This is a genomic window from Streptomyces sp. P9-2B-2, assembly GCF_030406865.1.
GTDB lineage: Bacteria > Actinomycetota > Actinomycetes > Streptomycetales > Streptomycetaceae > Streptomyces > Streptomyces platensis.
On the sequence record NZ_CP129126.1, the window covers coordinates 154,875 to 167,484 of the forward strand.

Consider the following 12,610-nt stretch of genomic DNA (forward strand, 5'->3'; position numbering starts at 1 on the left):
ACGGGCGTCAGGCGTGCCGGGTCAGCCGGGCGACGAGGTGCAGCCGGTCCCCGTCGGCGGAGGCGCCCGGCGCGGCGCCCTCGTGCCAGGCCGGGTCGGTGCGCGGCCCCGGCCCGTCGTGCAGGTCGAGGACCTCGAAGCCGTACGCGGCCAGGGCGTGCCGCAGCTCCTGGGGGAAGAGCAGCCGCCATGCGGAACGCTGCTCGTGGGTCGGGGAGCCGTCATCGGCGGTCCAGACGCGGCTGCGGCGCAGGAGTTGGGCGGCGCGGTCGACGGACAGCGTGGTGGTGGAGGTGTAGGTGGTGCCGCGCCAGGTGACGTCGTGGACGGCCGGGGCGTCGAGCAGTTCCGTCCGGCCGAGGAAGAAGGCGCCGTTGCGCATCTCGGCCACGAGCAGCCCGCCGGGGGCGAGGCCGCGACGGCAGGAGGCGAGGAAGCCGTCGAGTTCGGCGTTGGTGTGGCAGTAGAGCAGGGCGCTGTCCAGGCAGACGACAGCGTCGAAGGGGCCTTGGGGGAGGGCGAAGTCGCGCAGGTCGGCGTGGACGTAGTCCGGGCCGGGGTGATGGGTGCGGGCGTGGGCCAGCATCGCGGCGGAGAGGTCCGCCCCGACGACGGTGCGGCCCGCCCGGTGCAGATACGCGGCGTCGCGTCCGGTGCCGCAGCCGAGGTCCAGCACGCGGCTGCCCGAGCGGTGCCGGCGCAGGCAGTCCTCGGCCCAGCGGCCGGCGAGCCGTTCGGTGTCGGGGAAGCGGGCCTCGTAGAGCGCGGGGTTGTCGGTCAGCAGGTTTTCGCGGTGCATGTCCGTTTCCATGGGTGTGGTCAGGTCTTCGCTGTCGTGGTGGGCGCCGCGGTGGCCGGTGCCGGGTCGGTGGTGTCCCCCGGCAGACCGCGCAGCCGGTGCAGCCAGGCGACACCGGCCGCGGAGACGAGGCCGAAGCCCAGGCAGCACGCCCACGGCAGCCACTGGGTACGGGTGTGCTCGCCGGTGTCCATGGCCCAGCCGACGACGGTGTTGCCCGCCGCCGCGGCGATACCGGAGACCACGTAGAAGAGTCCGAAGTAGGTGCCGGTGAGTTCGGCGCGGCCGAAGGCGGGGATCAGCTCCAGCACGAACGGCTGGGCGACCATGACGCCGAGGTAGAGCAGCAGCGCCCCGGCCAGCACGGGCAGTGCGCGCAGTGCGGCGTCGCCGAGGCCGCCGGACGGCTCCCCCAGGCCTGCGACGGCCATCGGCGGGACGAAGGCGAGCCCCATCAGGCCGAGTCCGGCACTGATCCACCGTGCCCGGTTCCCGCGCTCTTTGAGGGCGCGGGTGATCCGCATCTGGAGGGAGAGGTTGGCGACGGTGCCGATGAGGAAGACCAGACCGGCCGCGCCGTCCCAGCCGGTGGCCCGCCGGGCGCCGTCGGGCAGCAGCAGATACAGCTGGTTCTGCATGGTGAACATGCCGACCATGGCCAGTGCGAAGGCCAGGAAGACGCGGTTGCCGAGGACTTCGCGCCAGTCTCCGAGGACGCTGTTGGTCGCGGGGGCGACCTCGGAGGCGGGCAGTACGACGGCCTGGGCGACGGTGAGCAGGGCGAAGATCGCGGCGGCGGTGAGCGCGGAGACCCGGAAGTCGACCAACAGCAGGACGCTGCCGAGCAGTGGCCCGATCAGGGCGCCGGTGGTCGCGAAGACATTGAAGAGGGCGAACGCCTCGGCCTTGCGGGTGCCCGCCTCCTGTGCGAGGTAGGCCCGAACGGCGGGGTTGAACAGCGCTCCGGCCAGTCCGCTGAGCACGGAGGCCGCGACGAGGACGGTCAGGCCGTCGCCGAGCGCGAAGAGGCCGAAGCCGACGGTCCGCAGCGCGCAGCCCGCGATGATGACGCGGCGCGCGCCCAGCCGGTCGGAGGCCGAGCCGCCGATGAGGAACAGGCCCTGCTGGCTCAGATTGCGCACGCCGAGGATGATTCCGACGACCGCGGCGGACATTCCCAGGTCTTCGCCGAGGTGCACGGCGAGGTACGGAATGAGCAGGTAGAAGCCGGTGTTGACGCCGAGCTGGTTGATCAGCAGCAGGCGGATGGCGAGCGGGAAGCGGCGCATCTCGTGCCAGGTCTTCACTGTGCCGCCTCCCCGTCACGGGCCGGCTCGGGCGTCTCCTGGCCTGTCGTCTCCCAGTCGGCCGGCTCCTCGCCCGGTGGTGGTGCGCCGTGGACCGGCCGTACGCCGAGGCCCGGTTCCCGTCCGGCGCGTACGGTGCCGTCCGTGCCGCCGATGCCGGTCCAGGGGTCGTGGGCGAGCAGCAAGTGGCCGTCCAGGTCCGTCCACCGGGCGCGGTCGGCGAGGTGGACGGCCGGGGCGAGGCCGAGGGTGCTGGCGGTGAGGCAGCCCAGCATCAGCGCGGTGCCGCTGCCGGTGAGCAGGTCGGCGATGCGCAGCGCCGCGGTGACACCACCGCACTTGGCGAGCTTGACGTTGATGCCGTGCACCCGCCCGGCCAGCCGCCGGGCGTCCTCGAAGCCGACCGCGTCCTCGTCGGCGATGACGGGCAGCGGTGAGCGGGCGGCGAGTGCGGCGAGCGCCTCGGGGTCGCCGGGGGCGAGCGGCTGCTCCACCGCCTCGACGCCGAGGGCGGCGTAGCGGGGCAGCAGGGTGTCGGCCAGGGCGGGGCTCCAGGCGCCGTTGGGGTCGAGCAGCAGCCGGGCGTGCGGTGCGGCGTTGCGTACCGCCAGGACGCGGTCGAGGTCGTCCTCGGGGTCCGGGGCACCGGCTTTGATCTTGAGGACGGAGAAGCCGCGCCGGGTCAGGAGGCGGGCCTGCTCCGCGGCCGCCCGGTACGAGGTGATGCCGATGGTGCGGGCGGTGGCGGCGTGCGGCGCTTCCGAGGCGCCGAGCAGCCGGTGCACGGGGACGCCGGCGCGCTTCCCGGCGAGATCGAGCAGTGCGGATTCCACGGCCGCGGTCACCGCCGGGGGTGTGCCGGGCGCGGGCAGTTCGCCCGCGCGCAGGGCGTCGAGGGCGCTTTCGGGGGTGGCGCAGCGGGCGAGTTCCCGTCCGGCCTCGTGCAGCAGCCGGCCGAGGCGGGCGGCGTCCAGGCCGTAGTACGTGCTGGTGACGGCTTCTCCGTAGCCGCGGGTGCCTTGGTGCTCGATGGCGAGCCATATGGCGTCGCGGGCCGCCATCGTGGAGCGGGAGATCCGCAGCGGCTCGGTGAGTTCGAGTCGTACGGTGCGCTGGCTGACCTTCACGGGGCTTCTTCCCAGGTGGTGGGGCGGGCGGGGTGGTGCGGGGCGGTGCCGGGGAGCGGGGCGGGCGGGCGGTCGCCGGTCGCGCCCGGGGGTACGAGCGGGTCGGTGACCGTCCCGCACCGGGTCCATCCGGTCGCCTCCGCGGCCGTCGGATGCGGGATCTCGACCGGGCGGGTGGCGGCGGTGGCCAGGTCCAGGCCGTGGGCGGTGGCGAAGTCGTCGTCGTAGACGCTGTTGAGGTAGCGCTGGGGCCCGTCGGGGAAGACGGTGGCGACGACGGCTCCGGGGTGCACCCGCGCGGCCCATGCGGAGACCAGGGCGACCGCTCCGGTGCTCCAGCCGCCGCTGACGAAGTTGCCGGTGGCGAGCCTGCGGCAGGCGTCGGCGGACTCGGCCGGGCCGACCCAGTGCACCTCGTCGAAGGCGTCGTAGGCGACATTGCGGGGATGGATGCTGCTGCCGAGGCCGCGCATCAGCCGGGCCCGGGCGGGCTGGCCGAAGATCGTCGAGCCGGTGGCGTCCACCCCGATCAGGCGCAGCCGCGGCCAGTGCCGGCGCAGCGGGCCGACGACGCCCGCGCTGTGGCCTCCGGTGCCGACGCTGCAGACCAGGACGTCGAGGTGGTCGAGTGCGGCTGCCATCTCGGCGGCGAGGGAGGCGTAACCGGCGACATTGTCGGGGTTGTTGTACTGGTCGGGCCAGTACGCGTCGGGCAGTTCGGCGAGCAGCTGCCGCAGCCGGGCGAGCCGGGCCGCCTGCCAGCCGCCCTCGGCCGCCGGCCGGTCGACGAGTTCGAGCCGGACCCCGTGGGTCCGCAGCAGCCGCCGCATGGCCGGCTCCAGCTCGGTGTCGCCGACCAGCACGACCGGATGGCCGAGCGCCTGGCCCGCGAAGGCCAGACCGATGCCGAGGGTGCCGGAGGTGGACTCCACGACGGGGGCGCCGGGCCGTAGTTGGCCGCGCTCGCGGGCACCGAGCAGCATGGACACCGCGGCGCGTGCCTTCATACCGCCCGCGCCGAGCCCTTCGAGCTTGGCCCAGAATCCGGGGTGCGGGCAGGGGAGGTCGGCGGTGACCCGGGCGAGCGGGGTGCGGCCGAGCAGGCCGAGGAGCTCGCGGTTACCGGTGTGTTGCCGGACGGCCGTGGTCATCGGGCGGCTCCGGATGCGTCGGCGCGGTAGCGGTGGACGGTGCCAGGACCGCCGTCGAGCCAGAAGAACGGGTATGGCTCCGCGCACACCGCGCTCACCCCGGAGCCGAGGAACCGCGGCAGTACCGCACTGCCCGTCTGGGCGAACATCACCAGCGGCTTGCCGTGGCGCAGGGCGTGTTCCCGCAGCGGTTCGAAGCTGCCGTTGCCGAGCGTCATCCCGGAGGCGAGCACCGCGTCGCAGTGCGCCAACTCGGCGAGCGCGTCGGTGCGGACCGGTTCACCCCACTCCGTCGTGCCCCCCTTGAGGTCGCAGGGCACATACGACAGCCCGCGCGCACGGAGCGCCTCCAGCAGCGAGTTGACCACGCCGACCACGAGGACCCGGGCGCCCGGCGCGGCATCGACCAGTCCGGCGACGGCCCGTGCCCTGGCCCGGGACTTCCGCAGCGACGACCCGGCGGGCAGCGACCAGGACCGGGCGCCGTTCGCCGGGGTGTGCGGGAGTACATGCATCAGATAGGTGTCGAGGGCGGCCACCCGCACCGGGCGCAGTTCGTGCGCCATCAGGCGGGCCAGGTCCGCGCCGACGCAGTCCTCGATCGCGGCATCCGGCAGCTCACCGGGCTCCACCGCGCACGAGCCGACCGCGGCGGCCAGCCGCAGACTCAGCACCTCGTTGCGGTAGCCGCCACTGCGGCTCTCGTGGCGTACGGCCTGCCGGGTGCTGAAGGCGACGGCGACCCGCTGGGTGCGCGGGTCCGGCCCGAAGTCACCGCCGAGGACCCGGTCCACGAGATCGTCGTACGAAGCGGCGGCGGCCGGGAGACGAGTGGTGGGAGTGGTCATCGGTTCACCACCCGCGGGCGCAGCTCGGACAGCAACGCTTCGACGCTCCGGCGCGCGTCCGGGCCCTCGGCGTCACCCGCCATGACATGCCCCAGGTACTCGTTGTTACTGCCGGCCGCCCTGACCGCCGTACCGGGCTCGGCGAACCGCAGTTCAAGCACTCCGGGCGCCGTCCGCACGAGGTCCGCGCCGTCGATCTCCTCCAGTACCCCCGTGGCCTCCGGAACGAGGAAGCCGATGGCGGCACTGCGCAGCCCGGTGTCACGTATGCGCAGGTCGGGCCGTTGTCCTATGGCGAGGTCCACCGCGGCGGCGGCGATGTCGACGCCGGTGACATGGCGGATCAGTTCGGTGATGCGGTTGCCCGCGGGCCGGGGGTTGACCTCGATCAGACGCGGTCCGTCGGGCGTCAGCTTGATCTCCGTGTGCGCCACGACGCCGTCGAGTCCGAGTGCCGCGATGGCCTGCCGGGCCGTCTCCCCGGCCGCGGCGGTATCGGCCGCCGGGAGCGCGGCGGGGAACATATGGCCGGTCTCGATAAAGGCCGGTGCCCCGCCGAGGCTCTTGTCGGTCACCCCGACCACCTCGGTGCTCCCGTCGAACGTCACCGTCTCGACGCTGACTTCGGGACCGTGGAGCAGCTCTTCGAGCAGGACCACGGGCGCCCGGCGCTGGCCGCGGGCGTTGACGGGAAAGTCCTCGACGGCGCGGTAGGCGCGGGCCAGCTCCGCCTCGTCGTCAACCCGCCGTACGAACATCCCCGCGCACAGGTCGACGGGCTTGAGCACCAGCGGATAGCCGATCTCCGCCGCGGCGGCGGCAGCCTCGGACCGGTCCGCGCAGACCGCGAAGCGCGGCCCGGGGAGCCCGGCGGCGGCGAGGGTCTGCCGGGTCGCGTCCTTGCGGCAGGCGTTCTCGACCGCTTCGGGCGCCGGGCCGGGCAGCCCGAGCCGGCCGGCGATCCGCGCGACGGCCGGGAGGTAGTAGTCGCAGGAGGTGATCACACCGTCGAAGCCGAGCGCGGTGTGCAGCCGCTCGGCGTACGGCAGCAGCGTTGCGGGGTCGTTGGTGTCGGCGGTCAGCACATTGCGGGCGCCGAGCAGCGGGTGAGCGGCACCCTCGGGCGCGGAGCGCAGGTAGTGGTGCAGGTCGCGGGTGAGAAAGCTGAACTCGTGTCCGCCCTCCCGGATCGCACGTGGGAGCAGCCTGCTCATCGCTCCGACCCAGCTCTCGACCATCAGCAGATGAGCCACGGTGTCCCTTCTTGGCAGCGTTGTTCGGGCGTTGGTGCGGCGGTACTTGGCGAAGCGGCGCCCCCTTGGCGAGGGCCGTTCGCTTGACCGGGCCACACTGTAAACGATAATCATTTTCATCACCAAGTCCTGCGGCGCCCTACGCCGCACTCCCGAATGCGAGACCAGTGATTCCTGCCGTACGCCGCACCGGCCTGCTCTGCGCCCTCACGGCCACCGCCGCCCTGCTCCCGGCCGCCCCCGCCCCCGCCGCTCCCCCACCACCGGCCCTCCACTTCGGCGCCTGCCCCGACTCCGTACCGGCGCCGCCCGCACCCGAACGCGTCGAGTGCGGCCGGCTGCGCGTCCCCCTGGACCGCAGCCACCCGCACGGCAAGCACCTCGACATCGCCATCTCCCGGGTCCGCGCCTCCGGCCCGGCCGCCGAGCGGCGGGGCATCCTGCTGGTCAACCCCGGCGGACCCGGCGGATCGGGCCTCCCCTACGCGGTGACCAAGCGCGCCAAGCTGCCGGAGCGGGTGCGGCGTTCCTACGACGTGATCGGCTTCGACCCGCGCGGCACCGGCGCGAGCGCACCCGCTGACTGCGGCCCGATGGGCGGCCTCTTCGACAGCCCGGGGCAGGACCCGGTGCCGACGGGGCGGACGGCCGAGCGCGCCCACCTCGACGGCCTGCGACGGACCGCCGACGACTGCGCCCAGCACCTCAAGGACGCCCTGCCGCACCTGTCGACCACCGAGACCGCCCGGGACATGGACGCCCTGCGCGCGGCACTCGGTGAGCCCCGGATCGGCTACCTCGGCGTCTCCTACGGCAGCTACCTAGGGGCCGCCTATGCCGCTCAATTCCCGCAGCGGGTGGGCCGGATGGTGCTGGACAGCGTCGTCGGCCCCGAGGACTGGTACGACTTCGACCTTCTCCAGAGCCGGGCCATGGTGCGCCAGCGGGCGACGTTCTTCGACTGGGCGGCCCGGCACCAGGAACGCTTCGGGCTCGGCACCGACGCAGCGGCGGTACGGACCGCGTACCAGCGGGTGCGGGACGGTCTCGCCGAGCGCCCCGTGGACGGCTTCGGGGCGGCGGAGTTCGACCGCGCCGTCTACCGGGCACTGGGCCGCACCGAACGCTGGGCGGGCCTCGCCGACGGCCTGCGCACCTACCTGCGCGACGGCACCACCGGCCCGCTGCGCCCGGCAGAGCCCTTCGACGGTCCCGCGTCACGCACGTACGAAGCCGCCAACCGCACGGTCAAGTGCGGGGACGGACCGGCGCCCTCACCCGCCCGCATCCTCGCCGACATCCGGCGGATGCGACGCCTCGACCCCCAGCCGGTGCTGACCGGTATGGAGACCTCGGTGTGCGCGTACTGGCACCACCGTCCCGCACACGCCACGCCGCTCGGCAGCCCCGACGCACCACCGGTCCTGCTGATCGCTTCCGCACACGACCCCGTCACCCCCATCGAAGGCGCCCGGGCCCTGCAACGGCGACTGCCCGGCTCCCGTCTGGTCTCCCTCCACGACGACTACTCCCACGGGGTGTTCGCCAGCCGGGGCAACACCTGCGTGGACGACACGGCCGCGGCCTACCTGACCGACGGCACCGTGCCACGCGCCGACGTGCATTGCACGGGGCCCGGACTGCCGACACCCTGAGCGGGGCTGTACGCCGGGGTGCCCACGCCCTGAGGCCTGTTGCATGAGGTCAGCCGGCCCGGCCCGTACGACAGGGCCCGGGCCGGCACCGTCCCCGCCTCCCCGGCGTTCACCCGCCCCCCGCGCCCGCCTCATCAGATATCGCGCAGCGATCCTTGCTGTCCCACCCGTCCCACCCGAAACACCGCAGGCGACAGAGGCAGCCCCTCCAACTCGGTGCGAACCGCCACCCGGTAGGTCCACACCGCGGCGAGGTAGGGGCGATACACGTCGTGGAAGGCGGGTGAGGTCAGCGACGCCCCCGTCGCCACCACCCGCTGAAGAAGGCGGAGTTATCGCAACGCCCTCAGCGCCCGATCCACCGACTTTCGCCGGGCCCGCGGAGACCACGACGCTGTCCTGCCTGAGGGATGTCTCGTCACTCGGTGATCGGCGGCTGATGCCGACGCTTGACCTTGTAGTCGCTGTAAGGGCGACCATGGCGTCATGTTGTCGATCAGCGAATTCAGCGAAATGTGCCAGCTGCCGCCACAGACGCTGCGGTACTACCACTCCGAGGGTCTGCTCGTCCCGGCCTACGTCGACGAGCAGACCGGCTACCGCTCATACACGTTTAAGCAGGTCGAACAGGCCATGCTGATCACCGTCCTGCGCGGCACGGGGATGAGCGTCAAACTCGTCCGGCGTGCTCTCGACGAGCCGGAGGAGGCCCCGGCCCTGCTGCAGCAGCACAGTGCAGAGGTAGAGCGCCAGCGGCAGGCTCAGGACGAGGCGATCAGGGACGCGCGGAGATTCTTCGACTCGTGGCCGGAGGTGCGCCGGCGTCACGCACCCGAGATGACTGTGGTGTCGAAGCTGGTGCCTGGCACATCAGACGTGCGCACCCAGTACGCATGGGACAGGGATGATGCCGCCATCACCGCCACCGTTCAGGACGTGGTCAAGACCGTGGAGTCCTGCGGAGCCGTTGTGTCGGGGCCTCCTTGGCACACCCTGGCCTGCGAGACCCCTGAGCAGAAGGAGCAGACCTTCTCCGGCGAGCGGCCGCGCTGGCTGGTGAAGATTCCCGTCACGGCGGACGAGGGCGCCCTCGCGGCGCTGCCCGGCGACATCGAGGTACAGCTCTTCGAGGCCCGGGAGGAACTGTCGATATTCATCCCGGGCACATCCTCGATCGCCAAGTACTGCACCGCGCTCTCGCGCCTGGTCCCGTATCCCCTCGACGACGCATACATCGACACCATCCGCATGCGGCATCTGCTGCACGACGACGGTGTCGAAACCGCTGCGGCGATCCGCACTCTGGACGAGACCGGCGCGAACGGATGAGGCGACGAGCGACGGCCCCTGCGCACCGAGAGCTATGGGGGATGCGCGGCGCCGGAGCTACGACCGGCGGCGAGGCTTGCCGCGCCTGCCGCCCTTGGGGCCGCCGGAACCGCTCCGCGGGCTCTTGCCGGCCGGCTTCCCCGCTGCCTTGCCCGCCGCGGGCTTCCGCCGGGCGCCGCCCGCCTCGGGACGCTTGCCCTTCGGCTGTGCCGGTGCCGGGGCCTGCGAGCGGCCACGGGTGCTGTTCACGGTCCGGCCGCGGACGATGCCGATGAAGTCCTCCACCAGGTCGGTGGTCTCCTCCTGCGGCCACGACAGCGCGACGCGCGACTCGGGGGCGTCCGAGACGGGCCGGTAGGTGAGGTCCTTGCGGTGGTGCAGCCGGGCCAGTGACTGCGGGACCACGAGGAGTCCCACACCTGCCGCCACCAGCTCGATGGCGTCCGCCGTCGTGGCGGGACGCTCGAGCGCGGGCAGTCCCGGCCGGTGCTCCCACTCAAGGGTCTCGTCGAGCGGGTGCAGCACGATCTCGTCGGCCAGGTCCTCGGCGGTCACCTCGTCGAACGCCGTGATGAGGTGATCCTTCGGGACCACGACGACGGTCGTCTCGGTGTAGAGGGGAATCGCGGCGAGATCCGTCCGGTCGACCGGCAGCCGCAGGAAACCCGCGTCGGCGCCACCGTCCCGCAACACCGCGCAGGCTTCGGCGACGGGCACCGGGATCAGGGTCAGGGGGACGTCGGGCAGCCGCTCGTTCCAGATCCGCACCCATTTCGTGGGCGTCACTCCCGGGACATACGCGAGCCGGAACGACGAGGATGCTTCCGAGCTTGTCACGCCGCCAGGTTACCGGTCGTGGTCAGAGGTAGCGCACATGCTCGATACCCTTGGCAGCATGAAGTCGCACCAGACCCCCCAGACGATGAAGCCCGCGACCGCGGCGAAGAAGCTGGGGGTGTACCTCGAGGCCACCCCCGCCGAATTTCAGGAGGGTGTCGTCTCGCGCACCGAGCTGAACGCACTCCAGACCGATCCGCCCGAGTGGCTGGTGGAACTGCGCCGCAACGGCCCGCACCCCCGGCCGGTGGTCGCCGCCAAGCTCGGCGTCTCCATCTCCGGTCTCGCCCGTGGCGGTGTCACCGAGGCTCTGACCACGGAGCAGATCGAGGCGCTGAAGCAGGAAGGCCCCGAGTGGCTGGAGCGGGAGCGCGCCACCCAGGCCGAGGTCCGTAAGGAAGCGGTCCGGATCAAGGAGAAGAACGCGGAGCGAGACGAGTAGTCCCGCCCCCGCGCTCCTGATCTCTGCCCGCAACGATGCCGGCCGCGGGCGGGCGGGTACGTACCCGTCCGCCCGGCCCGGTGGGCGGCGAACTCCACCGGTAGCCGGCCGTCACGAGCGCGACACCCTGAGAGAGACCGGCTACTCGAACCGCGAGACGTCGCCCGCGCCCCGGCGGACGATCTCGGCCCCGCCGCCGGAGAAGTCGATGACGGTGGTCGGCTCGGTGCCGCAGTCGCCCGAGTCGATCACGGCGTCCACGACGTGGTCGAGCCGTTCCTTGATCTCCCACCCCTGTGTCATCGGCTCCTCCTCGTCGGGCAGGAGCAGAGTGCTGGAGAGCAGCGGCTCACCGAGGTCGGCGAGCAGCGCCTGAGTGACGACATGGTCCGGGATCCGGACGCCGACCGTCTTCTTCTTCGGATGCAGCAGCTGGCGCGGCACCTCCTTCGTCGCGGGAAGGATGAAGGTGTAACTGCCGGGGGTGGCTGCCTTGATCGCGCGGAACACATCATTGTCGATGTGCACGAACTGCCCCAGCTGCGAGAAGTTCTCGCACACGAGGGTGAAGTGGTGCCGGTCGTCGAGGTTCCGGATCGACTTGATCCGCTCGATACCGCTGCGACTGCCCAGCTGGCAGCCCAGCGCGAAGCAGGAGTCCGTCGGGTATGCGATGAGCGCGCCGGAGCGGATGCTGTCGGCCACGTTGCTGATGGTGCGCCGCTGAGGATTCTCGGGGTGTACGTCGAAATACTTCGCCATCCGTCGAGCCTACGTGATCAGGACTCCCGCACCCGGACGGCCAGGACGACGACGCCGGACAGAGTGCGCACGGAGAGCGTCCCCGCGGCGCGGCGTCAGCCCGCTCACCGCCCGAGCAGCAGCTGCGCGATCGCGAGCTGCTCGTGTTCCAGCTCGTCCCCGTCCTCGATGTTCCACAGCAGGTTCTGCAAGGCCCGCCCCAGCGTCCATGCGACCGCCCGCTGCCGGTCGAGGCCCAGCACGTCGGTCATCAGGTCGAAGCGGTAGCGCACCTCGGACGGATCGAAGTCATCGGCGAGCGCGGGCATCAGCTCGAAGCCCGGGTCGCCGGCCAGCGGCTTGGGGTCGATGGCGAGCCAGGGCTCCCGGTCCGCGGCGAGGATGTTGTCGTAGTGCAGATCCCAGTGGAGCAGCCGGTCACCGGCTTCGCCCACGACCTCGCGTACGGCCGCCGCACAGCTCTTCAGCAGCTCCCGTTCGGCCGGATCCGCGACCTTACGCACGGCGTCCGGCACCGTGTCGAGCATCTGCTGCGCGATGTCACCCAGCTGACGCAGACCGGCGGGCGCGGGCACGGCACAGAGCCTGGCCAGCAGTTCGGCGAGGATCCGGATGGCCTCGCGGGAGTCATCGAGCGTCGACAAGTGGCGCTTCTCATCGAGGCGTTCGAGCAGCAGCGTATTGGTGCCCGCATCGTGCTCAAGCAGCCGTACGACGCCGTCACCACCCCAGACGCGCAGGGCGACCGGCTCCCCCGCACTCTCCTCGTCAAGCAACTGCATCTTCAGCGCCGCAGGCGTCCCGTCACTCCGCTCCACCGGCAGCACCAGCGCCGCCATCCCACACAGCGAGGGCCCGGTCGGCTTCAGCCCCCAACGGTCCAGAAACTCCGCGGCCCGCCCCGGCAACGCAGCAATGAAGTCACGCCCCGCCGCACCGTTGAACCTGGCCTGCGTGGCAACGAGCTCTTCCGGGATGTCGATCACGCCATCGATCGTAGGGGCGGACCTGTGTCGGCTCATATCGAATATCACTGCTGCCGCTTGCCAACCTGTTCGTTTGAAGACAGACCTCAAGGGCAATCCCAGGACATTTCCCAC

The 12,610-nt window shown here is 72.1% G+C and carries 12 protein-coding genes; 3 read left to right on the forward strand and 9 right to left on the reverse strand.

Annotated features, from left to right (window positions below; genetic code table 11):
- Window positions 1-7 precede the first annotated feature (7 nt).
- Genes QT196_RS00740 through QT196_RS00765 form a run of 6 tightly spaced genes read right to left on the reverse strand, consistent with a single transcriptional unit; the run spans window position 8 to window position 6,485 of the window.
- A complete protein-coding gene (locus QT196_RS00740) occupies window positions 8-799 on the reverse strand; it encodes a class I SAM-dependent methyltransferase (RefSeq protein WP_290354100.1) in 792 nt (263 codons plus the stop codon).
- 20 nt (window positions 800-819) lie between these two features.
- Window positions 820-2,106 carry an MFS transporter gene (locus QT196_RS00745; protein WP_290354101.1) on the reverse strand — a complete coding sequence of 429 codons (1,287 nt, stop codon included), beginning with the start codon at window positions 2,104-2,106 and terminating at the stop codon, window positions 820-822.
- Window positions 2,103-3,233 carry a dipeptide epimerase gene (locus QT196_RS00750; protein ID WP_290354102.1) on the reverse strand — a complete coding sequence of 377 codons (1,131 nt, stop codon included), beginning with the start codon at window positions 3,231-3,233 and terminating at the stop codon, window positions 2,103-2,105. Before QT196_RS00750 ends, QT196_RS00745 begins: the two co-directional genes overlap by 4 nt.
- Entirely contained in the window at window positions 3,230-4,384 is a 1,155-nt protein-coding gene (locus tag QT196_RS00755; RefSeq protein ID WP_290354103.1) for a PLP-dependent cysteine synthase family protein, read from the reverse strand. The genes QT196_RS00750 and QT196_RS00755 overlap by 4 nt, the downstream gene beginning before the upstream one ends.
- Window positions 4,381-5,232 carry a DUF364 domain-containing protein gene (locus QT196_RS00760; RefSeq protein WP_168476451.1) on the reverse strand — a complete coding sequence of 284 codons (852 nt, stop codon included), beginning with the start codon at window positions 5,230-5,232 and terminating at the stop codon, window positions 4,381-4,383. The genes QT196_RS00755 and QT196_RS00760 overlap by 4 nt, the downstream gene beginning before the upstream one ends.
- Window positions 5,229-6,485: an ATP-grasp domain-containing protein gene (locus tag QT196_RS00765; RefSeq protein ID WP_290354104.1), complete on the reverse strand. Its 1,257-nt coding sequence runs from the start codon at window positions 6,483-6,485 to the stop codon at window positions 5,229-5,231. The genes QT196_RS00760 and QT196_RS00765 overlap by 4 nt, the downstream gene beginning before the upstream one ends.
- Before the next feature lie 167 nt (window positions 6,486-6,652).
- On the opposite strand from QT196_RS00765, the gene QT196_RS00770 reads away from it, so the two are divergent.
- Both QT196_RS00770 and QT196_RS00775 read left to right on the forward strand, forming a co-directional pair.
- Window positions 6,653-8,140 (forward strand): alpha/beta hydrolase, encoded by a 1,488-nt coding sequence (locus tag QT196_RS00770; RefSeq protein ID WP_290354105.1) that lies wholly within the window; start codon window positions 6,653-6,655, stop codon window positions 8,138-8,140.
- A gap of 486 nt (window positions 8,141-8,626) precedes the next feature.
- On the forward strand, window positions 8,627-9,469 hold the full coding sequence (locus QT196_RS00775; RefSeq protein WP_168476453.1) for a MerR family transcriptional regulator: 843 nt from the start codon (window positions 8,627-8,629) through the stop codon (window positions 9,467-9,469).
- Window positions 9,470-9,526: 57 nt separating this feature from the next.
- Here the strand turns inward: QT196_RS00775 and QT196_RS00780 are convergent, their stop codons facing one another.
- Entirely contained in the window at window positions 9,527-10,306 is a 780-nt protein-coding gene (locus tag QT196_RS00780; RefSeq protein WP_168476454.1) for a LysR family substrate-binding domain-containing protein, read from the reverse strand.
- Between the two features lie 58 nt (window positions 10,307-10,364).
- On the opposite strand from QT196_RS00780, the gene QT196_RS00785 reads away from it, so the two are divergent.
- The gene (locus tag QT196_RS00785) at window positions 10,365-10,748 is read left to right on the forward strand and encodes a DUF5997 family protein (protein WP_211117246.1); all 384 of its coding nucleotides are present in this window, start codon (window positions 10,365-10,367) and stop codon (window positions 10,746-10,748) included.
- A gap of 141 nt (window positions 10,749-10,889) precedes the next feature.
- Here QT196_RS00785 and QT196_RS00790 read toward each other — a convergent pair whose 3' ends face one another.
- Both QT196_RS00790 and QT196_RS00795 read right to left on the reverse strand, forming a co-directional pair.
- Window positions 10,890-11,510, reverse strand: a complete 621-nt coding sequence (locus QT196_RS00790; protein ID WP_168476456.1) for an L-threonylcarbamoyladenylate synthase — start codon at window positions 11,508-11,510, stop codon at window positions 10,890-10,892.
- 104 nt (window positions 11,511-11,614) lie between these two features.
- Window positions 11,615-12,496 carry an aminoglycoside phosphotransferase family protein gene (locus QT196_RS00795; RefSeq protein WP_266738801.1) on the reverse strand — a complete coding sequence of 294 codons (882 nt, stop codon included), beginning with the start codon at window positions 12,494-12,496 and terminating at the stop codon, window positions 11,615-11,617.
- Window positions 12,497-12,610: the final 114 nt, after the last annotated feature.

Bases quoted from the DNA above. Each gene is read 5' to 3' on its own strand.
- QT196_RS00760 (WP_168476451.1), bottom strand. From the start codon at position 5,232: ATGACCACTCCCACCACTCGTCTCCCGGCCGCCGCCGCTTCGTACGAC.
- QT196_RS00755 (WP_290354103.1), bottom strand. From the start codon at position 4,384: ATGACCACGGCCGTCCGGCAACACACCGGTAACCGCGAGCTCCTCGGC.
- QT196_RS00790 (WP_168476456.1), bottom strand. From the start codon at position 11,510: ATGGCGAAGTATTTCGACGTACACCCCGAGAATCCTCAGCGGCGCACC.
- QT196_RS00775 (WP_168476453.1), top strand. From the start codon at position 8,627: ATGTTGTCGATCAGCGAATTCAGCGAAATGTGCCAGCTGCCGCCACAG.
- QT196_RS00740 (WP_290354100.1), bottom strand. From the start codon at position 799: ATGCACCGCGAAAACCTGCTGACCGACAACCCCGCGCTCTACGAGGCC.
- QT196_RS00785 (WP_211117246.1), top strand. From the start codon at position 10,365: ATGAAGTCGCACCAGACCCCCCAGACGATGAAGCCCGCGACCGCGGCG.